Source organism: Pseudomonas sp. O230, assembly GCF_045447035.1.
In the GTDB taxonomy this organism is placed as follows: domain Bacteria; phylum Pseudomonadota; class Gammaproteobacteria; order Pseudomonadales; family Pseudomonadaceae; genus Aquipseudomonas.
Genome location: NZ_JBJGXN010000019.1, coordinates 1 through 22,328 on the forward strand (window position 1 = coordinate 1; position 22,328 = coordinate 22,328).

Genomic DNA, 22,328 nt, shown 5'->3' on the forward strand with positions numbered 1-22,328 from the left:
ATCGATACCAAGATTGGGGCGATCGGATACCTGCCAGTGGCACTGTTCGGGTCCATTATGGGCCTCAGCAGTCTGACCGTGGCGTGGCGCATAGCGCATGCTTATTTCGGTACACCGCAGTGGGTCAGCGAATACATCGGCTACACGGCCATGCTGTGCTTTTTAGCTATGGTAGGTGGTTACGCAATAAAGCTGTGGAGCAGCTTCGATTTAGTTCGGGCCGAATTCAATCACCCCATCGCCGGCAACATGTTCGGTACACCGCTGATCAGCCTTCTCCTGCTGCCCATCTTGTTGGCCGACATCAGTCTTCCACTGGCACGCATTTTTTGGGTACTCGGCACGGTGGGCATGACGGTGTTTGCCTGGTTCATCGTCAATCGCTGGATGAGTGTTCGACAGCAAATACAGCACACCACTCCAGCGTGGATTATCCCGGTTGTGGGCATGATCAACGTGCCGCTCGCGGTACCTGCGCTGCACTTACAATCCATGCACGGCCTTATGATATTTTCGCTGGCAATCGGTTTGTTCTTCGCTGTACCGCTATTTACGCTAATTTTTTCGCGATTGATGGTGGGAGATCCGATGCCCACAACTTTACAGCCGTCCCTGCTGTTTTTAGTCGCGCCATTCGCTGTCGGCTTCTCCTCGTATGTCACGGCCGTTGGACAAATCGATGCTTTCGCCGAAGCATTGCTCATGCTCATGCTCATGCTCATGCTCATGCTCATGCTGATGCTTTTCTTGTTGACAGTTCTGCTAGGTCGTCTGTTGAGCTTGGCGGGGTGTTGTCCATTTCGCGTTGCGTGGTGGTCTGTAAGCTTCCCGCTAGCGTCGTCTAGCGCTGCAATGCGTTACGCAACGTATGCACAAAACGGATACGCCGATGGCATAGCCATATCTTTGCTGACCTTAGCTTCCGTCGTGATTTTCGGGCTGCTGTTGCGCACATTCCTCGGCATCGTCCGCGGTGAGCTGCGAACACTGACCGGCGACCTAACTGCGCATTGATAGTGAACTGCGCACGTTGATAGCTATGCCCGCCCTCGACGCTCAAATTTGGAAGATTGGGTACGGCGTGAAAATGTTGGAGCCCGGACAACTTGGCTCCACTTGCGGGAGCTTTACGCCTTAATAAAAACGCGGTTATCAACTCGGCTTGATTGACACCAATTCAAAGTATTTGAATTTTTTCTTCTTAGCTTCGGCCTTTGCTGATTGCTCGGCGACAAATGTGCTCAAGGTATTCGCATCGTAGGTGAATAGCTCAGTATTACCTTCAAACTCTTTCGAAACCCGCAGCGTAACTCTCAATTTCGGCGAGAGCGATTTGACAACCTTCCACGGCGGGGCATCAGGGGAAGCAGGTTCTTCTGGAGTGTTCTCTGGCTCTGATTCGTTGTTTTTGGATGGACCAAAAAGCGCCTGGCGCATCTCTTCTTCGCTTAGATTTTCTTTCATTTGAATCTCGCAATGCGAACGAGGACGGACTACAGACACAGGATGGAATTCTACCACCATAGGGGAGCCTAGCAGCAAAGAAGCCACATTGGCCTTGAGCCTTTTAGCCGCGAATGACACCTGTCTTTCTTAGGTTGCGTATGCGGCGTAGACAAGGAGATGCAGAAAGACCAATTTCTTCAGCCAGTTCTACATTGGTCCGGCGACCATCCCGTTGCAAGGCTTCAAGGATGGCTCGATCGGAGTTATCAAGCTTGATACATAAATTACGATTATTTGGCATTACTCGACCTTTTAAGAATCTAGGCTGGCAGATTCTGCCAAAACTAGCCGCTAAATGAGTTCAATACGCAACCACCTGCCCTACCCCTTGGCCCTAGAATTTTGTCTTCCTTAACCGCCATCGAGCTGCTCTAAATGGAAGATAAAGCGCTGTATCTCCTAGCCCTCTCAATGATCTTTCTTATGCCGGGACCCGATATGGTCTTGCTGCTGCAAACCGGAGCAAAACAAGGCCGAACTGCTGCACTGGCGACCGCTCTGGGTCTTGCGCTTGCACGCGCTTGCCATGTCACACTGACTGCGTTGGGGCTGGCAACGATGTTTAAAGTTCTGCCCTGGACCTTTGATATCGTGAAATATGCGGGCGCTGCTTATTTGCTCTGGATTGGGTTACAAATGTTCAAAAGCAGTGGCGCAAGCTCACCAGCAGCACACGAGAATGGGGTTGCATCTTCATCCTTGATAGCCGCTTTCCGCCGCGGCCTCCTGACTAATCTGCTCAATCCGAAAGCGTTGCTGTTCAGCTCAGTGCTGCTACCGCAATTCATTGATCCCAGCCGGTCTTCGGTATGGGAGCAGTTTGCTACGCTGGGTGTCGTTCTGGTTATTACGGGCTTCGTATTCGACAGCTTGTACGCAACAGCAAGTGCTTGGGTAGGCCGGTGGTTGAATCGAAGCGCTACCGCCCAGCGGGTGCAGCAGTGGCTATTCGGCACATTGCTTATTGGATTTGCCGTACGGTTGGCGTTCGTTCAGCAGGCTTGAAACGTACTCACCACTGATACCGTAATGTGAACTGGTGGCGTAGCGATGAACGTTGATGTTGCAAGACACAACAGCATCTACGTCACATCGCTCCACACCAGTACTCAGGCAAAAGCGTCCAGCCAAATGGCTCACGCTGAGTCGAGCATTTCAGGATCCCGTGTAAACCGATATGTTCGACACATAACGCTTTAAGCTATTCACCGGATTTCCAACGATACCGACCCAACTCAGCGTTGAGTGGTGTGCCAGCAAACACATTTGCGAAATTGCACAGGGTCGCCAGACTTACGCCGAGAATCACCTCCAGCGCGTTGCCTTCGCTGTACCCGACATCTTTAAAAGCACTGTAGGTGGGTTCGCTGACATTACCTCGTGTGGCAATCACTTCGCGAGCAAAGGCCGCCAGGGCTTCGAGCTTCACCTCCGGGATGGTCGCTTGATCACGCAGAGCGTCAACGACCTCATCTGGTAGCTTTGCCTTGTTTACTGCTACCGCAGAATGGCCTGCCACGCAAAAATCACAGCCGTGAGTCGTCGCAGCAATCAACTGCACCACTTCACGCTCAGCCAAGCTAAGGTCGGACTTTCCATTGAGAGCCGATACCGTAACGTAGGTTTCCAATGCTGCCGGAGCATTGGCCAGCACAGCTAGAAGGTTGGGAATGAAGCCGGAGTTTTTCTGCGCATTTTCCAGGAAGGGCTTTGCGGCTTCAGGTGCGCTTTGCAATGTGTGTAGAGTGACACGTGACATGGGATGGACTCATGTGGATTGAAGTCCGGCTAGTCTCTTGTTTATCAGGAAATCCAACCAGATTCATTAGTAGCGATTACATGCCCATGAGTGTTTTGAATAGATGATTTCGTCGCGCTCGCTGATGGATTGGTTATTAGAAAGCCTCGAATTGGAGGCAAACCTATTTCATGTCGGCCGTTACTGCGGTGGCTGGCATGCCAGCACCTCTGGGGCCGCGCGCTCCAGCTTTCATTTGGTTGTCCAAGGTCACTGCTGGCTGCATATCGCTGGCCAAACCGAGCCGCAACGCTTGAATGCAGGGGATGCGATATTTCTTTTACGGGATTTTGAGTATCGGCTTTCCAGCACTGAGGAGGCCCACACTGCGCAGCTCCTTCCGAAAATCGACATGGTTCCCTTGGATAGACAGGCCGAGGATGGTGTGGGACTTGTCTGCGGTTTTTTTCACTTTAAATCCGGGCTGTCGTCACTAATCATCGAAGGATTGCCCGACTGTATTATCCTTCGTGCTGGCGATCCCTCCCTGAAGGCGGCAAGGGCTTTATTTGAGCTAATTCTTGAGGAGTGCGAGCGACTGCCAACGCCTTCATCTGCGCTGCTGGAGCGACTGAGCCACCTGCTATTTCTGTATGTGCTGCGCCAACAGGTGGCAGACAATCAGAACCTCGGCGGGCTGGTAGCGGTGGCACGACACCCAGTCTTTGCCCCGCTTCTGGATCAACTGATCGAACACCCGCAACAGGCTTGGTCATTGGAAAGTATGGCGGCCTTTACCGGCCTTTCACGTTCGGCGTTCTTCAAGCGCTTCAACGAGCTGGCGGGACAGTCACCGGGGCAAGTACTGCTAGCTTTGCGGATACGCCATGCTTGCCAACTACTTAAGACCAATCACACGGTTGAAGCCGTCAGCCCAGCCGTGGGATACCAGTCGACCTCTGCCTTTACGCGCGCTTTTGCAAAGTCCGTGGGTATGCAACCGGGGGCCTATCGCAAAAAACATGAAGGTCGCTGAGTAACACTTGGGTGATTTCTACCGAATGCACCTGATAAATCTTACGGCATACGGCTGCTCGCAGTCGTGGTTGAACGCTTGAGGAATTAGCAGCAGCGCGTTGTACATTTTCCTTTCCCATAGCGAGCATCCTGCCGCTCACGAAAAAACTCCGAATAGGTCATTACTGGCTGATCAGGGTGGTTGATTGCCATTTGAGCCACGTAATTGTCGTAGTCGGGAACCCCAACCATTAAACGCGCGCTCTGGCTGATTGACTTCAGGACCTTACCCAATTTGTTAAACATAACAACACTCTCTGTCTGGAGGCGAACTGATACATGAAACAGCAGTTATGTATCTGCAATGTGTCTGAGCTGAGATTTTTTTAGGCGCACGCGAAAAGATGAGCTTCGCCACCTCATGCAAGCCATTGGATCGAAATCAGCCCAAAGAGGTTAGCGGCTCATCGATACGCCCATATGACGCATGCCGTCTGCCTAGAGGTCGTGCTCCCAAGCAGCCGGCAGGTGCTGCCTATTTTTGCAGGTTAACCAGCGGTTCGCCTTTCTTGACGATATAGGTCGCCAATTCTGATCCCGTGGTGGTGCCAATGTTCGTTGCGATATGCGCAGTGCCTTCCGGAATGTACAAGGAGTCACCGGCATTGAGCGTCACCGTTGGCTGCCCTTCGAGCTGGTATTGAAAGGTGCCGCTGATTACGTAAGCCACTTCCACGCCTGGGTGAGAATGCTTAGGTGCAGCGACACCAGGTTCAAAGTCGACACGAACCTGGATAACTTCACGGTCGGAAACACCGAGATCGAGTTTCACGAGATCCGTGCGGTGAAGCCCTGTCTGCCAGCTTTTCGCGGCCGGCGTGTCTTGGGCATGCGCCATCCCCGCGAATGCAGAAAGAGTGACGGCAGCAGCAAGGGCAGCACCAAACAGGCCGATAGATTCTCGAGCGTTAAGGTGTGACATTAATTTTCTCCGGTCAGTGCACGGCAAAGGTCGTGTGGAATTCCGCTCGTGCGGTGAATCTGTTTCGAGGCAAAGGTGTATCTGACACGTGTCGGGAGGACCGGGGTTTTGTAAGCTGAGTTAGCTAACAATCGTCGAGATACATTTCGATACAAGCATCGTGATATCTCCATTGACCTACCTACGTCGCACTGTTATGCGCATGAAACACATCTTCCGACATGCCCGCCAGCTCAAAAATTTTCGTAAGCAGCGAGAATAATACTGAAGTATTAGAAACGCATATAAATTGACTATTCGCATAAACCAATGTGCGACTGATTATTTTCCTCCGGCAAGATATTCTATTTTCAAAGGCTCCAGAGGAATTCATCATGAACAAGCTACTGGTGAAAACAATTGGCATTGTATCCTCCCTGGGTTCGATCTATTTGAACTCGGCAGTCGTCAATATGGAATGTGGCTCAAACCTGAATGACCCGTTCTTTGAAAATGGATCCCCTGCCTGCAACGCTAATAGTGCGCCAACATCATTGGAGGCACACTCAAAGCATGCAGCCTCCATAGTCCGCGACGCTGATCGCCTGAGCGCAGGATCGCACCTTGTAACTCCGCGCAAGTTTTATGTTCATCACGGCATCTACCTTGGCGATGGCAAGGTCGCCCATTACTCTGGATTGAGCGCATCGCTGCAAGCCGGCCCGATTGAAATTTCTGACCTGGATCGCTTCGGCAACGGCAGTTCCATTTGGGTGCATGAGGAACAGTGCGCCTTTTCCAGCGACGAGATTATTGTACGGGCCATGTCGAGAGTCGGAGAATCACAGTACAAAATTCTGTCCAACAACTGCGAACACTTTTGCAATTGGTGCATCAACGGCAATAGCTATAGCGCACAAGTTGCCGAGTATCTCCATCGCCCTTTCGGCCTGGTGCGCATGCTCTTCTCGTCGAGGACGGGTTTGATTGCTTAGTCTCTGTCGTACGCTTCCCCAACTTTACGTTAACTGTGCTGCGAACCAGCACGCTTCGCTATCCGATATGGGTTTTGCTTGCTGCATTTTCACCATGGGTGTTCACTGCAATCACCCGTGACGAATTGCATTCCCAGCAGGCGTATTGATTGATATGAAAATCTCAATTGAACCGACGGTAGCTGTAGAAAATCCCGAACATCCTGCCCCAAATACGCTCCTCCAGAGATTTGGCGCCGCTACGCTTGCAGGTGCAATCTTCATCATCGACACACTCACGTCCATCCATATCGCCATAGCGGTGCTCTACGTCGCCGTGATTCTGATGTCGGTGAACCTGTTTTCCCGTAAAGGTGTGATTGGCGTTTCGCTCTCCTGCTTTGGATTGACGTTGGCTGCTTTCTTTCTTTCCCATGGCAGCGACTTCAATAGCTCCGCGTTCGCCCGTTGCCTGGTCAGCCTGTCCGCGATCGGTATCACCACCTTACTGGCACTGAAAAACAAAGCAGCCAATGACGAGTTGCAGGAGCAGGTGCGGATGCTCGCGCAAACCCACGACGCCATCATCGTTCGAGACATGAATGGCATCATCACTACGTGGAGCCCGGGCGCCGAAGCCTTGTATGGCTGGTCCAAAGCACAAGCTATCGGGCAGGATTTTCGAAAGCTTCTGCGGCCTCAACTGACGCTCACCTGGGAAAAGGTAATGAACTCGCTGATTGAAACCGGCCGATGGGAAGGCGAGGTTGTGGAACACCGACGTGACGGGACGGCCGTGACGGTTCTAAGTCGTTGCTCCCTGTCACGGGACGAGAGCAATCAACCAAAAGCGGTTTTGGCCACTCACAACGACATCACCGAGCAAAAAAGGGCCATCAATGCCCTGCGACGAAGCGAAGCGTTTCTGGCCGGTGCTCAATGGCTGAGTCAGACCGGGAGCATTGGCCTGAAAATCCCAAGCGGCGAGATGTATTGGTCCGACGAGGCCCGGCGGATATTCGAGTTCGGTGACGCCGAGGAACCGCTGCTGTCCAGCGTCCTGAAAAAAACCCATCCGGATGATCTGGACCTGGTCAAAGTGTCGATCAAGCACGCTTACCAGAAAGAGCCTCACATCAAAGTGGAGTATCGGCTGTTGATGGCCGACGGGCGGATCAAGCATGTGCAAATGCTCGCTCATCCCGTCCAGGATGCCACGGGGAATTTTGAATACATCGGGGCGCTGATGGATGTCACGGATGCAAAAATGGCGGAGGAAGCACTGCATCGTTCGCAAACCGAACTGGCTCACGTGACCCGGATCACTACCCTGGGTGAACTGGCCGCATCGATCGCCCATGAGGTCAACCAGCCCCTGGCCGCCGTGACCACCAATGGCACGGCCGGTTTGCGCTGGTTGAATCGCGAGGTGCCAGACATCGACGAGGTGCGCAGTGCGATGGAGCGGATGATGAGCGAGACCCATCGAGCGAGCGAGGTGATTCGGCGTATCCGGGCCATGTCACGCAAGACCGATCCTCAAAGCGTCCCGGTTCACCTCCAGGAGGTCATAGAAGAGTCATTGGCGCTGGTCGATAGGGAGGTCAGACGGAACAAAATTGTGCTAGACCATCAATACGATACCGAGGCAGCCCAGATTATTGGTGACCGCGTACAACTCCAGCAGGTCATCATCAATCTGATCATGAATGGTGTGCAGGCAATGGCCAATACCAAAGGTAAACATCGCACGCTCCATGTAAGCCTTCGACGTTCTGATGCAGACGAAGTGTGTGTTGATATCAAAGACAGCGGCCCTGGTATTTCGCCGCAAAGCATGCCGAAGCTGTTCAATGCGTTCTACACCACCAAGCCCGACGGAATGGGTATGGGGTTATCCATTTGTCGATCGATCATTGATGCCCATGGCGGCCGTATATGGGCAACGAGTGAAGCAGGGGAAGGCGCGACATTCCACTTGTCCTTCCCCTCCAGCAATGAGGAGCCTGCGTGAAAGAAGATATTTCTTCCATGGATAAGGGGCGCACGGACAAGGGCCCTGTTGTCTTTGTGATAGACGACGAGGCCCCCATGCGCGAAGCGCTCAGTAGTCTCTTTCGTTCGGTCGGGCTTCAAGTGCAGACCTTTGCCTCGCCGACAGAGTTTCTACAACTGCCCGATCTCGATGCGCCCAGCTGTCTGGTCCTCGATGTAAGGCTTCAAGGCGCCAGTGGCCTGGAGTTCCAGCATCAGTTGGTGGAGTCGAAGATCGCATTGCCCATCATCTTCATCTCGGGTCATGGCGACATCGCCATGTCAGTCAAGGCGATGAAAGCCGGGGCCGTGGATTTTCTGGTCAAACCGTTCCGCGACCAGGATTTGCTGGATGCCGTCGCCGCTGCGCACCAAAGGGATGCCAAGCGCCGGGAAATCGACCAGCAGGACGCCGAAATGCGCACCTGCTACCAGACGCTGACAGCCCGTGAGCGAGAAGTCATGGCCCACGCAGCCAAGGGTCTGATGAATAAACAGATTGCGGGAGAAATGAATCTGAGTGAAATCACCGTCAAAATCCATCGCGGGCATGTGATGAAAAAAATGCACGCAAAGTCGTTTGCAGACCTGGTTCGAATGGCACAAGCCCTGGGGATCGGACCAAAACGCTGAGCAACACATACGTGTGTATGATTTCTTTTAAGGCTATTGGCAAATAAAGTGGAATGGCGCGATAGCTTTTCAGCTGTTTCGAATCCATTGATGCCGCGCCAGGATCTGCGCAATGAATAAAGTCCCTGTGATCTCCATTGTCGACGATGACGAATCTGGCCGAATCGCACTTAGCAGCCTGGTGCGCTCGATGGGCTGTGAACCCAGTCTTTTTTCCTGTGCCGAAGATTTTCTCGCCTGCGCCAAAAGCTACGGCACGGACTGCCTGATCTCGGACATTCAAATGCCGGGCATGACTGGCCTCGATCTGCAATCTGAACTCCTTAGTAAAGGGCACGACATCCCCATTATTTTCATCACTGCATACCCGGAGGAATCGGTTCGCAAACGTGCAAAATCTGCGGGAGCGATCTGCTTTCTCAGCAAACCATTTGACGGACAAGTGATGATTGACTGTATTGAACAAATCCTGAGAAATAGAGAGACAGGCTTTATCGTAAACTGACAACCGCGAAACGCCCTGTCAAACCCCCACTGTTTAACTAAGAAATATTGATCATCTCTATTCCGACGCCACCCACCCTGCTTGCTTAACACACCTATACTCAAGTATTAGCCCGTACCACTTATACCTTAGACAAGTGAAACCTACGTAGAAGTGCTAATCAAGTCTTCATCACTCACACTACAATCAAGCCAACGAAAGCGGCACTTCAAGTAAATACCGGTCTTCAAAGTCAATTAATTTATTTGATTATTACCGTCCGCCTAGAGGCTCATAGGCAATGAGTCAGATGTCCATTGAACATTGCTCTTGCTCACAGAAGCACAATGGCGGGCCGCAGCCCTTTTGGTGATGACGATGAACAGAAACGATCTTCGCAAAATCGACTTCAGTCTTTTGATCGTTTTCGAAACGCTGATGCACGAACGAAATCTTACCCGTGCCGGTGAGAAATTGTTTCTCTGCCAATCGGCGATCAGTGCCTCCTTGAATCGACTGCGTCAGTTTTTCGATGACCCGCTGTTCATACGCATGGGGAGAAGCATGGAGCCGACGAGCAGAGCATTTGAAATACAACTCACCTTGACCCCTGCCCTGGACACCATGGCGGCTGCGCTGAGCAACATGAATGAATTCGATCCCCTGACCAGTAGCAGCGTGTTCAGAATTGGCCTTTCGGATGATATTGAATACTCGTTGCTGCCTGGCCTGCTGCGTCACCTGCGTATGGAAGCACCTCAAGTCAGTTTTGTCGTGCGTCGTACCGACCACTCATTGCTGGCCAATCAGCTGGCGACAGGCGAGGTGTCACTGGGCGTATGCCATTGCCGCGAACTCCCCGCCAATGCCAAACGAAAATTCCTGCGCAGCATTCGCCCCACGGTTTTAAGCGCCAACACCATGGCGGGTCCTCTGGATCTCAACGAGTACTGTAATCGCCCACACGTCTCTGTTTCGGTCAACGGCGAAGCATCCGATTACATTGACCGAGCATTGGGATCCCTGGGGCGGCAACGTCAGATCGTCCTGGCTGTTCCGCAATATAGCGCGCTTAAATCACTGCTTGAGGACACGCAGATGTTGGCCGTAGTACCCGATTACATTGCCAAGGCCATGACACGGCAAGGTGGTTTACGTGCCGATCCGGTTCCGATGACGCTTCCAGACCTGGATCTATCCATGTCATGGAGCGCCACGCTGGACAATGATCCAGGCGAACGCTGGCTTCGTTCGCGCTTCAGTCATTACCTGAGCGAAAAAAGTGCAACATGGCTCGAAATAAGTGCAAAAAAAGAAGCAGCTTAAAAATTCTGGCAATAATTCAGGCTAACCCAGTCTAATTATTTCAATAATTGATGAGCAAAGGCACGACCTGTCCCTCAGTCAAAAAAACTGAGAACATGAAAGTTAAACAGTATTAGATTTATCCCACATAACAAACAGATCATTACTCCCTCTGATTCTTAGACGATAGTGAGCACGACCTCTAGAATTGGTCTCCGCAATTTCACCCAGACACTTACACCGGAACTTGAACATGAAAGCACTCGTCGAAGGTTTCATCAAGTTTCAAAAAGAAGTGTTCCCGCAGCGAACGGACCTTTTCAAATATCTCGTCACTACCCAAAATCCAGAAACGTTATTTATCACCTGCTCCGACAGTAGAGTCATTCCGGAGTTACTCACACAGCAAGAGCCCGGAGAGCTATTCGTTATACGCAACGCTGGAAACATAGTTCCATCCTATGGGCCGCAGCCGGGTGGTGTCACCGCCTCTGTCGAGTACGCCGTTGCGGTACTTGAGGTCCATGACATCGTCATTTGTGGTCACTCGGATTGCGGTGCAATGACGGCGGTTTCCAGTTGCAAATCATTGAATCATTTACCCGCAGTGGCGGCCTGGATGAGCTATGCGGAGTCGGCCAAGGTAATAAACGCGACTCGTACCCACGCATCCGACAAAGAACGTGTCAGCTCAATGGTTCGGGAAAATGTAATCGCTCAGCTCTCCAACCTGAAAACCCACCCCAGCGTCAGATTGGCTCTAGAACAGAAAAAGCTGAATCTGCATGGTTGGGTCTATGACATCGAAACAGGGTCCATCGTCGCGCTCGATGGCAGAACCAACACATTCGTTCCATTGGCGGAATTTCCAGAAACAACGGCATAGGGCTCACCTGTTCCCTAAGCACATTGCTTGCTTGACCACGATGTCCCTACACGTTCGGAGTGAAAATCATGGCTGAAGCTGAAACCCGTCCCCCACTACCCCCATTCGATCGCGAATCGGCAATTCTCAAAGTCAGGCTTGCCGAGGACGGCTGGAACAGCCGCGATGCAGAAAAAGTCTCACTCGCCTACACACCCGATACCCGCTGGCGCAATCGCGTCGACTTCGCGGTAAACCGGGCCGAGGCCGCAGCATTCTTGACACGCAAATGGAACAAAGAACTGGACTATCGACTGATCAAAGAGCTGTGGGCTTTTACCGATAACCGCATCGCTGTGCGTTACGCCTACGAATGGCACGATGACTCAGGTAACTGGTATCGCTCTTACGGAAACGAGAATTGGGAGTTTGCTGAAAACGGACTGATGGCTCATCGGTTTGCCTGCGTCAATGACATGCCAATCAAAGAGTCGGAGCGAAAATTTCGTTGGCCGTTAGGCCGTCGCCCTGACGATCATCCAGGTCTTTCTGATTTAGGCCTGTAACAACCAGCGTTCGACAGACGATGTAGCGAAACGAGGAACTGAAGATGGTCAAGATTCTGGTTCTCTATCATTCGATGTACGGCCATATCGAAACGATGGCGCAGCATGTAGCTCAGGGTGCCAGCAGCGTCCCGGGGGTTGAAGTCACGGTAAAGCGTGTTCCTGAAACCATGGATCCTGAGGCATTCAAAGCGGCACATGGCAAGACTAACCAGGCGGCTCCCGTAGCCAACCCTGCCGAGTTATCTGGCTACGACGCCATCATCTTTGGCACGCCGACGCGCTTTGGCAATATGTCCGGACAGATGCGCAACTTCCTCGATCAGACCGGCGGCCTGTGGGCTAGCGGAGCACTGGTTGGCAAGGTCGCCAGTGTATTTACATCAACGGGTACCGGCGGTGGCCAAGAGATGACCGTCACCTCGACGTGGACGACACTTGCTCATCACGGCATGGTCATTGTGCCTATCGGTTATTCCGATCCAGCCTTGTTCGATGTATCGCAACCAGGCGGCGGTACCCCCTATGGGGCATCCACCATTGCGGGCGCTGATGGCTCCCGCCAACCGGACCCGCGTGAATTAGGTATTGCTCACCACCAAGGGCAATACGTCGCAAAAATTGCAGCGAAACTCAAGGAATAGCTCTTCCCCTATGGCTCCCAGGCTCCCACATAGTGGTGCCTGTTGGCTGAGGTGATTGCTAGCCAGTGCCACAGAAATACCCGTGTTGTTTGACGTTCAAGAAAGGTTAGGGAGCGATGTATGTCAGTCGCTCATGATGATCAACATGGTAGGTACCGGGTGCTTGCCATTTGGAGTCAGCATGAAAAACCTAAGTGTTTTAACCGTTGTTGTCGGACTTTCACTGTTCAGCGCAGGTCCAACGAGAGCCGACGAGGTCCTCTCACAAACCGGCGACACCACCGCGGGCGCCGCCTTTGGTGCAGGAACTGGAGTATTAGTTGGAGGTGCAGTCGGCGGACCTTTAGGAGCGTTGATCGGAGCAGGATTAGGATTGTTGGGAGGACGTGAGGTCCAGACAGCAAGCGGTTTGGAGGAGCGCGCTTACACCGTTCGAAGTAATACAGGCGAAGAGCAAGTAGTGCGCTCTCCGCGCGAAGAGTTTGCCATCGGCCAACAGGTAACTGTCAAAGGCAGACGACTGCATGCCGTTACTCCCTAAAAATTTACGGGGTGGAAGTAGATTACGCCAGTCCCTGACTTATACCTCTGCGACCTACACAAAGCTTCGCCTCGTCGGCCAGATCGAGGCGAAAGCTTCACCCTCCCCACCGCAGCGCCAATAGCCTCGCCAATGCCTCTGGCAGATCGCTTAGCCAATCCCGCAAAGGCCGGACCGTTATCGATTCAGGATCATCTTGATGAAATTGCGTGGTCCAGACCACATCGTAACGAGCGAGGATCTCAATCATGTCGCTGCGCTGATGAGTCTTTTGAAGGGCGGCCACCGCAAGCTCTCGAAAGGCTTGTTCGACCGCACCTGGCCATAACACCGCACCGACAGTGCTCGCCACCGTTCCGTACTGATGGATGCGGTGAGCGATCCCGGGGTTGAGTTTTATAGCCTCGCCTTCCTGAAGTAACGCGATCCGATGCCGGCCGGCACGAATATCCAGTTCACCCTTGAGCGCCACCACCAGTTTGGTTTCCTGACGATGCATCAACGGTAGGTTGTGAGCATGCAAGGGCAATACAAAGCGCATCGCCGTGCCCGCCCCTCCAATGCTTGCTTGAGCCACGTCAATCCACACCGGAAAGCCGTTGGGGATCAACAGCAGCGCCTCTGAGTTTTCAACATTCATGAACACTCCGACCTGTATCTATAGGAACGACCTATGCGCAGGATTGTATATCGGTCTTGGACGCTATCGAGCAACCAGCAGAACATTGCTTCACACCCAAGCAACACCAACTGGCAAACAGCCAACAAGCAAACCCGATAGGAGAAACACCATGCAACAGTCCCACGCTTACAACGACACCAGCCTCGAGCTGACCGCGAAAATCCTCGACGCCAAGGCGCGCAAAAACCTGTCCTTCGAACAAGTGACTGAAGGTACCGGCCTTGGCCTGGCTTACGTCACCGCTGCCCTGCTCGGCCAGCACCCGCTGCCTGAAGCCGCGGCCAAAGTGATCGGCGAAAAACTGGACCTGGACGACGACGCGGTCGCCCGTCTGCAAATCATCCCACTGCGCGGCAGCCTGTCGGGTGTTCCAACGGATCCGACCATCTACCGCTTCTACGAAATGATCCAGATCTACGGCACTACCTTGAAAGCCCTGGTTCACGAGCAGTTCGGCGACGGCATCATCAGCGCGATCAACTTCAAGCTGAACATGAAGAAAGTCGAAGACCCAGAAGGCGGCCACCGTGCAGTGATCACCCTCGATGGCAAGTTCCTGCCACTGCGTCCTTTCTAAGGATGCAACCGGACCTGTAAATCGGCCCGCAGCCTTGCGGGCCTGCTTCAAAAAATTTCTTAACCCTTTTCGATCAATCACCACATTTGAATGGAGGATTCGTCATGAAAAAAGTTCTGTTTCTCGCCCTGTCCCTGACGGCTTCGCTGTCAGCCTACGCACAGGAACCTGTGGTAGCACCTGAGGCCGTCCCATATGCGTATGGCATGCACCTGGATGTCGCCAAAGTCATTCACATCACCCCGAAGGCTGACGTCTGTGGCCCGACGCCAGTGCAAATGACTTACCGCGATTCGCACGGTGAAACCCACATCCTGGAATACAACGTGATCGGTAGCGGCTGCACCAACTAATTGTCACTCACTCAACACTCAATGAAAGGTAAACATCATGAGAGCGCTCATCGAAGGTTTTTTGAAGTTCCAAAAAGAAGCATTTCCACAACGCACTGACCTGTTCAAACACTTGGCCACCACGCAACATCCAGGCACGTTGTTCATCACCTGCTCCGACAGCCGTGTTGTACCGGAACTGCTGACGCAGCAAGAGCCTGGCGAACTGTTCGTGATCCGTAACGCTGGCAACATCGTGCCGTCCTACAGCCCGCATTCCGGTGGTGTGTCGGCCACGGTCGAATACGCCGTCGCCGTACTGGGTGTGACCGATATCGTGATCTGCGGCCATTCCGATTGCGGTGCCATGACCGCTGTCGCCAAGTGCAAGTGCATGGATCACCTGCCTGCGGTCTCCGGCTGGTTGCAACATGCCGAGTCGGCGAAAGTCATCAACGAATCGCGTCCTCACACCAGTGAAGCCGCCAAAGTCAGTTCCATGGTGCGTGAAAACGTCATCGCCCAACTGGCCAACATTCAGACTCATCCAAGCGTGCGACTGGCGCAGGAAAAAGGTCTGGTGAATCTGCATGGCTGGGTCTACGACATCGGGACCGGTTCAATCGACGCCCTGGACGCCGACAACAAGACCTTCAAGTCACTGGTCAAGCATCCAAACACCGTTGCCGTTCATGCCCGTCCAGCAAAAGCTGTTGCCTAAATCAGCCTCTAATTTTCAGGAGTACTCAACATGATTGAAGTCACTTTGTACACCACCGCGACCTGCCCCTACTGCCGTAATGCCAAGCGTTTGCTTGATGCCAAAGGGATTGCGTACAAGGAAATTGATGTACGCTCAATCGACGTGAAGAACGAAATGGTCAGCCGAAGCGGTCGCCGTACTGTCCCGCAGATCTTTTTCGGAAACTGGCACGTTGGCGGCTTCGATGACTTGGCTCAACTTGAAAGCGAAGGCGGCATCGACCAGGTACTCAACCCGCGCATGGCGGGATGAGCACCGATGACGCCAGCTCACAAATCCAGCACCAAGGGGGCGTCGCCCTCCTTGGCTTGCGCTGGCACCGCACAGCAAATCAGCACTTCCCCTTTGGCGGGCATCTCAGCCGGCATGTTCAGATAATGCACTTGACCACTGACCAATCGGGTCCGGCATGTACCGCACGATCCGCCCCGGCAACTGAAGTCCGGATTCAGGCCACGGCTCTCGGCCAGTTCCAGTAAACTCCCGCCACCCGGCTCCCAACGAGCTTCCTTCGCCGATGCCGAAAACAGCACCTTGACCGGGCTGCTTGCCGCGGGTATCTGCTCGACCTCAGGGGTTAAATGATCTCGTTGGCGAACCAGGGTCGAAGGACCGAAAGTCTCCGCGTGAATACGATCATCGCCAATACGCAACTGACGCAGACCGTCGTACAGCGCCTGGGTAAAAGCACCAGGGCCACACAGGTAAAAGTCGTAATCGTCCAGAGGTAGCAATGCCTTGAGCAGATCGACATCCACACGCCCCGCCACCTCAAAATCCTCACCAACGCGAGCATGAGCTTCCGGCTGACTGAGAAGACGCAGCGCACGAATTTTATCCTTGGCACGGGTCGCCAGTTCGTACAGCTCATCGCGAAACCCGAGTTCACTCAGGCTGCGCGCACTTTGGATGAACCAGGTCGGTCGAGTGCGACGGATACGTTCGCCTTCATAAATCACTTCACGCAGCATCGACAGCAGTGGAGTCACGCCCACGCCCGCGGCCAGCAAAACCAACGGTCGATATTCATCGGCTTGCACCGTGAAGCGCCCTTGAGGGGCACGGGCTTCAACCAGATCCCCTACCTGAATGCGGTCGTGCAGATGCGACGAGATGAGTCCGTCACGCTTGACGCTGATGCGGAAAAAACTGTCCGACGGCGCACTCGACAGGCTGTAGGTTCTGACCAGAGGTGCCTGTCCTTCAGCAAGGCAAAAGCGCACCGGCAGATGCTGGCCAGCCTCAAACCGCGGTATGCCCGCGCCATCGGCCGGTTCAAAATAGAAGGAGCGAATGGAGCTGCTCTCGTCAACGATCCGCGTCACCCTCAGCGGTCGCCATTGATCGCGCAGGTTATCGGCTTGCAATCGGCCCTCAGCTTGCTCCCAACTGCCCGTCATCAGGCTGTTAGGCGAAAAACCTTCAAACCGCCAACGTAGGGCCAACACAGCCTGACGTCGGACCACCTGTTCCACGGTCAGCGTCCAAAGTCGCTCAGCCCCCTGAAAGGCAGCAATCTCCGGGCCCTCGAGAATGATCTCGGTACGCCCGCTGACTTGCAGCATGTCGCCTGTTTCAAAATCGATGAACACCAGCCCTGCGCGCGGGTTAAGCAGGAAATTACCCAAGGTGTTGAAGTGCAGGTTGCCAGCAAAATCGGGAATCGTCAGCACGTTGCCTTCGATCCTGACGAAACCTGAATTGCCACCCCGGTGAGAAACGTCCACCGAGCGCCGGGATGCATCGCCATCCAGGTCGACATAGCTGGCGATGAAAAAGGTATCGGCCTTGCTGATGGTCGACTTCGCGGCTTCATCCAGTTCACTGAGACATTCGGCCGCTACGTTTGCTGAAGCTTGGCCAAGTCTGACCGGCTCAACGCCTCGCAACTGAATGTATTGCGGGCAGTTGCCGAAAGCATGCACCACAGAAACGGCAAAACCGCCTGACGAGGCGGTGCTGATGTTGCCGTTCATGCGATTGCGCCTTCGGGTTTTCAGGTCAATGCCCAGCAGTCCCACCGCAGCGCCTTGCTTAAGGGCCGGCCTAACTGGATCACCCTCGGAGGGCAGGCGGTCGAGTTGCAGCATTCGCGGATCGGGTGAATGGATGAAGCCAGGGGGGCCTTCGATCAACGTGGCCCAAGGCATCCCTTGTTCATCGACCGCGCCCACCACCAGGTAAGACAACTGGTTGTAAAACAATCGATGCTGATCAGGCATGTAGTCACGTACGACCTTGCGTCCGAATATCTCCATTTGATCGGCGACGCCGACGCTTTCCTGCAATACACGCTCACCCGCATGCCAAGGGGATGCTCCTGGCGCGTCCGACTGATTCATGATCACCTCTACGCATTCGTAAACAGGTGCCCTTCACCCGCCGCCCGGCGAGGAATGGTTGAATCCCCGGCAGCGGGGTCTAATACGCAGTTGCCGGTGATTATCAACTCTGCGCTTTGCAACCTCATGAAGCTCGAGACAGCCCCTGCACCCACTCGAGCAACCTGGAATCGACTAAGGGGTAGCGCCCCCGCTATGGAAGCCCATAAAGCTTTTTTCTGTCTTGATCAGTTTGACCAGATGGACGAATTTGCTCCCCTTTAGCGTAGGCCCGAACCACTGCTGGGCGCATGCTGATTTTTTCTAGCCAAGCGGCGACGTTAGGATAACCATCGAGCGTCATTCCTTGCTTGTCATGTTGCAGCACCCAAGGATAGATCGCCATATCGGCAATGGAGTACCCGCCGGCGACGTAAGGTCGTTCGCTCAATTGCTGCTCCAGAACGCCATACAAACGTTCGCTCTCTTTACTGAACCGTGCCACAGCAAGCGGCACATGTTCAGAGGCATAATTAAGGAAGAAGACTGCCTGTCCCAATATCGGCCCCAGGTTCGCCGCTTGCCAGAACAGCCACTGCATGACTTCAGCCGCCCCTTTCGCATCGTCGGGGATGAATTGCCCGCGGCGCTGAGCCAGGTACAACAAAATCGCCCCTGACTCAAAGACCGAGATACCCGTCTCTCTGTCGACTATCGCCGGGATGCGCTGATTGGGCGAAATCCGGGTGAACTCAGTGGAAAATTGCTCACCATTGCTGATATTGACGGGATGCGAGACGTAAGGATGGTCTGATTCCTCAAGAAAAATGGCGACCTTCTGCCCATTGGGGGTTGGCCAGTAGTAGTAATCGACAGCATTGGAAAGATTGAACATTGGGTTACCTTTTTCGGCAGCAGAATGAAAATCTAGGCCACATACTCGTCAGTGCTTAGCACTTCGGCGTACCCGAACTTCAAGGCGGCCATGAACGCCGCATGTACCAGATGTGCAGGAACCTTGACGTCGTTGAATTCCAGGTCGTGGGTCGTACAAGCATCGTGAATGACTGTCGCCTCAAACCCGAAGTCGTCAGACGCGCGGGTGACAGCATCGATGCACATGTGGCTCATGTTGCCGACCACGGTGACCCGTTCAATCTCGTTGTGTTCAAGCACTTCGAGCAGTTCCGTTTCGCGGTATGGGTTCATGAAGTGTTTGACGATGACCAACTCGTCCCCAAGATTGCGCACCTTCTCGTGCAATTGCGCGCCGTCGGAGCCTGGAACAAAAAACGGTGCATTAGGGGCTAAAGTCTCGTGACGGATATGGATGACTAAGTCACCCCGCTCCCGTGCTGCTCCAATCACACGAGCCGCATTGTCAGCGGCAGCGTCAGTAGCGTTGAGTTCCCATTTGCCGCCGGAAAAATAGTCGTTCTGAATATCAACGACGATGAGTGCTGTGTGAGTCATACGGTTACCTTGGTAAAGAGTCGATTCGGAGCGGGTGGATCATTTCAGGGCACTTGCGGCGTTTCGTACCAATCACGGCCGGGGGTGGCGAAGCGCATCTTCTTGCGGATAAAAGCGGCATTTTCGACGCTGGTTATTTTTTCCAGCAGTGCGAATGCAACCTCCGTGGCAGTGCCCGGCCCGCTTGAAGTGATGATCTGGTCATCGACAACCACGGGGCGATCGACAAAGCGTGCACCGGTTTCCAACAGTTGGTTTTTCCGCTTGCCGCCCTCCTGGTGATAGGTCGTGGCGTTCCTGTCACGCAGCACGCCGGCCACGCCCAGGCACACGGAAGCCACGCAAACGCTGGCAACGGGTTTACCGGCTTCGACGAAATGCCGGATGGTCGCCAGGAAGGGTTCGCTCAAAGCTTCCTCGTAAAAACCCGACGGTTCAAAACCACCAGGTAGTGCCAAGGCATCGAAGCTGCTCACGTCCAGATCGCTCAATAGAAAACTCGGATTGAGCATGAGACCGAAGGTGGTCACGATCTTTCTGCGAAGGCCGGCGTTGACCAGTTCCACAGGGTGATCACCCAGCAGGTTGGCCCAGCCAAGCACATCGGTAAAAGCGGCCATTTCCAAGGGCTCTACGCCGTTGGCCAGTAACATAAGCACGCGTTTCATCGGTCATAAGCCTCTGCTGTGCAGCATGGAAGAGTGTGTGTGCTTATGCTCCGCCTTAACCGCGATGTAGAGAACGACCACAAAATACAATCCACTATTTCGCTCACTGAAATGCCCGAACGGCGTTTATAGCTCAGGCGATTTCAGACGTATTTCCATACGCCGGGCGGGCAAGTCAGACACAGGCGAGACACCGCTTCTGGATAAAGACGGCTACCCGTGATCGCGGCTTCCTCGGGCGAACCCGCCTGGAAAACCGTTCGAAAATTGAAACAGCTGCCACTGCTAAGTAATGACTAGCAGCGACCTCCGCTGTTGCGTGCGCAGCAAGCGTTCAAAGAACATCCGGTTGCATGGCCGGATGCTCGCGCAGGCCGTCGACGATGTGGTCAACAAAACTGCGCACCCGCATCGAGGCCTTGCGCCCTTCGCGGTACACCACGTGCACCGGCAGCGCCGGTAACTCATAGGGCTGCAACACACGTCGCAATCGCCCAGTGTTCAAATACTCGTACAACGGATAGCTCACACACTGGGTAATACCGGCGCCATGAGCGGCTGCATCGATGGCCGCCTGCACTGTTGCGCAACTGATTCGCGTCCGGGCTTTTAAGTGATTCACCCCACCATCGTGGTGAAAGTCCCACTGGACCCTGTCTCGATAAGCGTGTGTGGCGACCAGCCGATGATTTCGCAAATCCTCCGGTACGCCGGGCTCACCGTGAGCAGCCAGATAAGCAGGGCTGCTGCATACCATCGAGCGAACAAAGCCCACCTGCCGTGCGATCAATGACGAACTGGGCAGATTGCCGACCAGCACCGCCACATCGATTCCCTCTTCATTCATGTTCGGAAAACGATCATGGTATTGCGCAAAGACTTTTACCTCGGGATACAGACTCATGTAGTCCGTCAGAATCGAGGTCATGACATAACGGCTGAACAGCAAAGGCATCAGTACCGTGAGATTGCCTTGGGCCTGAACGTGCAGGCCCTTGGCCGAAGCCTCTGCATCTTCGATGGCCCTGAGAATGCGTGAACAATCGGCCATGAAGCCTGCGCCGGCCTCGGTCAGCGACACCCCGCGGGTGCTTCGTAGCAACAGCGGCACGCCAAGACGTTCCTCCAACCGTGCAATGGCGCGAACGACCGTAGGTCCGGACACATCCAGACGACGGGCCGCAGCCGCCAGACTAGGGCGCTCCGATAGCGCTTCGAACATCAGCAATTCATGGTAGCGATCCATCAGTTGGAACCCTTCACCACAGCTTTGAGCGCCTTGTCCTTGCCCAGTCGATCAGCGAGAAAATCCACAAAGGTACGAACCTTTGCCGGTATTCGGGTGCTCTTAAGGTAAACCACTTGAATAGGCAGCGCCGGCGGTTCGAAGTCCTCCAATACCAATTCCAGTTCGCCAGCTGCCACCTGGTTGGCCACCTGATAGGACAACACCCGCGTGACGCCCCAGCCAAGGCTGGCGATATTGATCGCGGCCTGATTGGCGGTGACCACCAAGCGCGGTTCGAATCGAAAGCTCAGTGCGTTGCCGTCGTTGACGAATTGCCAGTCGCTCAGCAAATGGCTGGCCGAAGACATGACGATGTTGGCCGTATTGAGTTCACCGGGATGACGCGGCCTGCCATAGCGCTCGAAATAATCGGGGGTACCGCAGATCACCTGACGTACTTCGCCGACTTTGATGGCCTGCTGATTGGCCTCGTGTAAATGGCCGATTCGTATGGCCACATCGATACCCTCGTCGGCCATGTTCACGACACGATCCACCAGCAATGCATTGAGGTGCACTGAGGGAAACTGGTCCACGTAGTCGGCCAGCAGCGGCGCGATGTACAACTCGCCAAACAGCACCGACGCAGTCACGGTCAAATGTCCGCACGGTATCGAGTAACTACCGGCAGCCGCCTCCTCCGCCTCGTCGATATCACTGAGGATACGCCGACAATCCTCTAGATAGCGTTGACCCGCTTCAGTGAGATGCAGGCTGCGAGTGGTTCGAGAAAGGAGTTGTGTGCCGATTCGCTCTTCCATCGCGGCGATGGCACGGGTCACGCTGGGGGGAGAGATTTTCAACCGACGGGCGGCGGCGGCAAAGCCTTCTTCCTCGGCTACTGCCATGAATATCTGCATTTCTTGAAAACGATCCATAAGCGCCCCTGTCTTGATGAGAGGACAGCGAGGTATCTGGCCGCTTGCGCGGGAAGAACTGTTTGCCAGTATCGTCGG

The 22,328-nt window shown here is 54.0% G+C and carries 27 protein-coding genes and 1 pseudogene; 16 read left to right on the top strand and 12 right to left on the bottom strand.

The features are described 5' to 3' along the window. The coding region (locus ACI77H_RS29485; RefSeq protein ID WP_407015401.1) for an SLAC1 anion channel family protein at positions 1 to 1,014 on the top strand (1,014 nt) is incomplete at its 5' end. A 138-nt stretch (positions 1,015 to 1,152) separates the two neighbouring features. On the opposite strand, the gene ACI77H_RS29490 is transcribed toward ACI77H_RS29485, so the two are convergent. Together ACI77H_RS29490 and ACI77H_RS29495 are read right to left on the bottom strand one after the other, a co-directional pair. Beyond that, a complete protein-coding gene (locus ACI77H_RS29490; RefSeq protein WP_407015402.1) occupies positions 1,153 to 1,464 on the bottom strand; it encodes a hypothetical protein in 312 nt (103 codons plus the stop codon). Between the two features lie 106 nt (positions 1,465 to 1,570). Then, positions 1,571 to 1,723 (bottom strand): annotated as a pseudogene (locus tag ACI77H_RS29495) (Lrp/AsnC family transcriptional regulator); the annotation flags it as partial. Positions 1,724 to 1,881: 158 nt separating this feature from the next. On the opposite strand from ACI77H_RS29495, the gene ACI77H_RS29500 reads away from it, so the two are divergent. Continuing rightward, positions 1,882 to 2,511 (top strand): LysE family translocator, encoded by a 630-nt coding sequence (locus ACI77H_RS29500; protein ID WP_407015404.1) that lies wholly within the window; start codon positions 1,882 to 1,884, stop codon positions 2,509 to 2,511. A gap of 196 nt (positions 2,512 to 2,707) precedes the next feature. Here ACI77H_RS29500 and ACI77H_RS29505 read toward each other — a convergent pair whose 3' ends face one another. After that, entirely contained in the window at positions 2,708 to 3,265 is a 558-nt protein-coding gene (locus ACI77H_RS29505; protein ID WP_407015406.1) for a carboxymuconolactone decarboxylase family protein, read from the bottom strand. Positions 3,266 to 3,368: 103 nt separating this feature from the next. Here ACI77H_RS29505 and ACI77H_RS29510 point away from each other — a divergent pair, with 103 nt between their 5' ends. After that, positions 3,369 to 4,280: a cupin domain-containing protein gene (locus ACI77H_RS29510; RefSeq protein ID WP_407015408.1), complete on the top strand. Its 912-nt coding sequence runs from the start codon at positions 3,369 to 3,371 to the stop codon at positions 4,278 to 4,280. Positions 4,281 to 4,366: 86 nt separating this feature from the next. Here the strand turns inward: ACI77H_RS29510 and ACI77H_RS29515 are convergent, their stop codons facing one another. After that, complete coding sequence (locus ACI77H_RS29515; protein ID WP_407015409.1) at positions 4,367 to 4,567, bottom strand: YbdD/YjiX family protein; 201 nt, start codon at positions 4,565 to 4,567, stop codon at positions 4,367 to 4,369. Between the two features lie 229 nt (positions 4,568 to 4,796). Next, positions 4,797 to 5,243 (bottom strand): cupin domain-containing protein, encoded by a 447-nt coding sequence (locus ACI77H_RS29520; RefSeq protein WP_407015410.1) that lies wholly within the window; start codon positions 5,241 to 5,243, stop codon positions 4,797 to 4,799. 374 nt (positions 5,244 to 5,617) lie between these two features. Between ACI77H_RS29520 and ACI77H_RS29525 the strand changes: the two genes are divergently transcribed. The 9 genes from ACI77H_RS29525 (at position 5,618) to ACI77H_RS29565 (ending at position 13,268) form a co-directional block, all read left to right on the top strand. Next, positions 5,618 to 6,217: a lecithin retinol acyltransferase family protein gene (locus ACI77H_RS29525; RefSeq protein ID WP_407015412.1), complete on the top strand. Its 600-nt coding sequence runs from the start codon at positions 5,618 to 5,620 to the stop codon at positions 6,215 to 6,217. 154 nt (positions 6,218 to 6,371) lie between these two features. After that, complete coding sequence (locus ACI77H_RS29530) at positions 6,372 to 8,210, top strand: ATP-binding protein (protein ID WP_407015414.1); 1,839 nt, start codon at positions 6,372 to 6,374, stop codon at positions 8,208 to 8,210. Positions 8,211 to 8,227: 17 nt separating this feature from the next. Further along, positions 8,228 to 8,863 (top strand): response regulator transcription factor, encoded by a 636-nt coding sequence (locus ACI77H_RS29535; RefSeq protein ID WP_407015474.1) that lies wholly within the window; start codon positions 8,228 to 8,230, stop codon positions 8,861 to 8,863. 112 nt (positions 8,864 to 8,975) lie between these two features. Then, positions 8,976 to 9,368: a response regulator transcription factor gene (locus tag ACI77H_RS29540; RefSeq protein ID WP_407015416.1), complete on the top strand. Its 393-nt coding sequence runs from the start codon at positions 8,976 to 8,978 to the stop codon at positions 9,366 to 9,368. Positions 9,369 to 9,725: 357 nt separating this feature from the next. Further along, positions 9,726 to 10,673 (top strand): LysR substrate-binding domain-containing protein, encoded by a 948-nt coding sequence (locus ACI77H_RS29545; RefSeq protein WP_407015418.1) that lies wholly within the window; start codon positions 9,726 to 9,728, stop codon positions 10,671 to 10,673. Positions 10,674 to 10,905: 232 nt separating this feature from the next. After that, on the top strand, positions 10,906 to 11,538 hold the full coding sequence (locus ACI77H_RS29550; protein WP_407015420.1) for a carbonic anhydrase: 633 nt from the start codon (positions 10,906 to 10,908) through the stop codon (positions 11,536 to 11,538). 68 nt (positions 11,539 to 11,606) lie between these two features. Further along, positions 11,607 to 12,083, top strand: a complete 477-nt coding sequence (locus ACI77H_RS29555; protein ID WP_219095979.1) for a nuclear transport factor 2 family protein — start codon at positions 11,607 to 11,609, stop codon at positions 12,081 to 12,083. 44 nt (positions 12,084 to 12,127) lie between these two features. Further along, the gene (wrbA, locus tag ACI77H_RS29560) at positions 12,128 to 12,727 is read left to right on the top strand and encodes an NAD(P)H:quinone oxidoreductase (RefSeq protein WP_407015421.1); all 600 of its coding nucleotides are present in this window, start codon (positions 12,128 to 12,130) and stop codon (positions 12,725 to 12,727) included. A 181-nt stretch (positions 12,728 to 12,908) separates the two neighbouring features. Then, entirely contained in the window at positions 12,909 to 13,268 is a 360-nt protein-coding gene (locus ACI77H_RS29565) for a hypothetical protein (protein ID WP_407015423.1), read from the top strand. Positions 13,269 to 13,365: 97 nt separating this feature from the next. On the opposite strand, the gene ACI77H_RS29570 is transcribed toward ACI77H_RS29565, so the two are convergent. Continuing rightward, positions 13,366 to 13,908, bottom strand: a complete 543-nt coding sequence (locus ACI77H_RS29570) for a hypothetical protein (RefSeq protein WP_407015424.1) — start codon at positions 13,906 to 13,908, stop codon at positions 13,366 to 13,368. Positions 13,909 to 14,059: 151 nt separating this feature from the next. Here ACI77H_RS29570 and cynS point away from each other — a divergent pair, with 151 nt between their 5' ends. The 4 genes from cynS to grxC all read left to right on the top strand — a co-directional run bounded on the left by cynS (position 14,060) and on the right by grxC (position 15,874). Next, positions 14,060 to 14,527 carry a cyanase gene (gene cynS / locus ACI77H_RS29575; RefSeq protein ID WP_407015426.1) on the top strand — a complete coding sequence of 156 codons (468 nt, stop codon included), beginning with the start codon at positions 14,060 to 14,062 and terminating at the stop codon, positions 14,525 to 14,527. Between the two features lie 104 nt (positions 14,528 to 14,631). Then, entirely contained in the window at positions 14,632 to 14,880 is a 249-nt protein-coding gene (locus tag ACI77H_RS29580) for a DUF2790 domain-containing protein (RefSeq protein ID WP_407015428.1), read from the top strand. Positions 14,881 to 14,917: 37 nt separating this feature from the next. Beyond that, positions 14,918 to 15,580: a carbonic anhydrase gene (locus ACI77H_RS29585; RefSeq protein WP_407015430.1), complete on the top strand. Its 663-nt coding sequence runs from the start codon at positions 14,918 to 14,920 to the stop codon at positions 15,578 to 15,580. Between the two features lie 30 nt (positions 15,581 to 15,610). After that, complete coding sequence (gene grxC, locus ACI77H_RS29590) at positions 15,611 to 15,874, top strand: glutaredoxin 3 (RefSeq protein ID WP_407015432.1); 264 nt, start codon at positions 15,611 to 15,613, stop codon at positions 15,872 to 15,874. Between the two features lie 17 nt (positions 15,875 to 15,891). Here grxC and ACI77H_RS29595 read toward each other — a convergent pair whose 3' ends face one another. The 6 genes from ACI77H_RS29595 to ACI77H_RS29620 all read right to left on the bottom strand — a co-directional run bounded on the left by ACI77H_RS29595 (position 15,892) and on the right by ACI77H_RS29620 (position 22,250). Continuing rightward, positions 15,892 to 17,964 (bottom strand): pyridoxamine 5'-phosphate oxidase family protein, encoded by a 2,073-nt coding sequence (locus ACI77H_RS29595; RefSeq protein ID WP_407015433.1) that lies wholly within the window; start codon positions 17,962 to 17,964, stop codon positions 15,892 to 15,894. Between the two features lie 193 nt (positions 17,965 to 18,157). Next, entirely contained in the window at positions 18,158 to 18,838 is a 681-nt protein-coding gene (locus ACI77H_RS29600) for a glutathione S-transferase family protein (RefSeq protein ID WP_407015435.1), read from the bottom strand. A gap of 32 nt (positions 18,839 to 18,870) precedes the next feature. Further along, positions 18,871 to 19,416, bottom strand: a complete 546-nt coding sequence (locus tag ACI77H_RS29605; protein ID WP_407015437.1) for a cysteine hydrolase family protein — start codon at positions 19,414 to 19,416, stop codon at positions 18,871 to 18,873. A gap of 44 nt (positions 19,417 to 19,460) precedes the next feature. Then, entirely contained in the window at positions 19,461 to 20,069 is a 609-nt protein-coding gene (locus ACI77H_RS29610) for a DJ-1/PfpI family protein (protein ID WP_407015438.1), read from the bottom strand. A gap of 349 nt (positions 20,070 to 20,418) precedes the next feature. After that, entirely contained in the window at positions 20,419 to 21,330 is a 912-nt protein-coding gene (locus ACI77H_RS29615) for a LysR family transcriptional regulator (protein WP_407015440.1), read from the bottom strand. Next, positions 21,330 to 22,250: a LysR substrate-binding domain-containing protein gene (locus tag ACI77H_RS29620; protein ID WP_407015441.1), complete on the bottom strand. Its 921-nt coding sequence runs from the start codon at positions 22,248 to 22,250 to the stop codon at positions 21,330 to 21,332. The genes ACI77H_RS29615 and ACI77H_RS29620 overlap by 1 nt, the downstream gene beginning before the upstream one ends. Between the last annotated feature and the right edge of the window lie 78 nt (positions 22,251 to 22,328).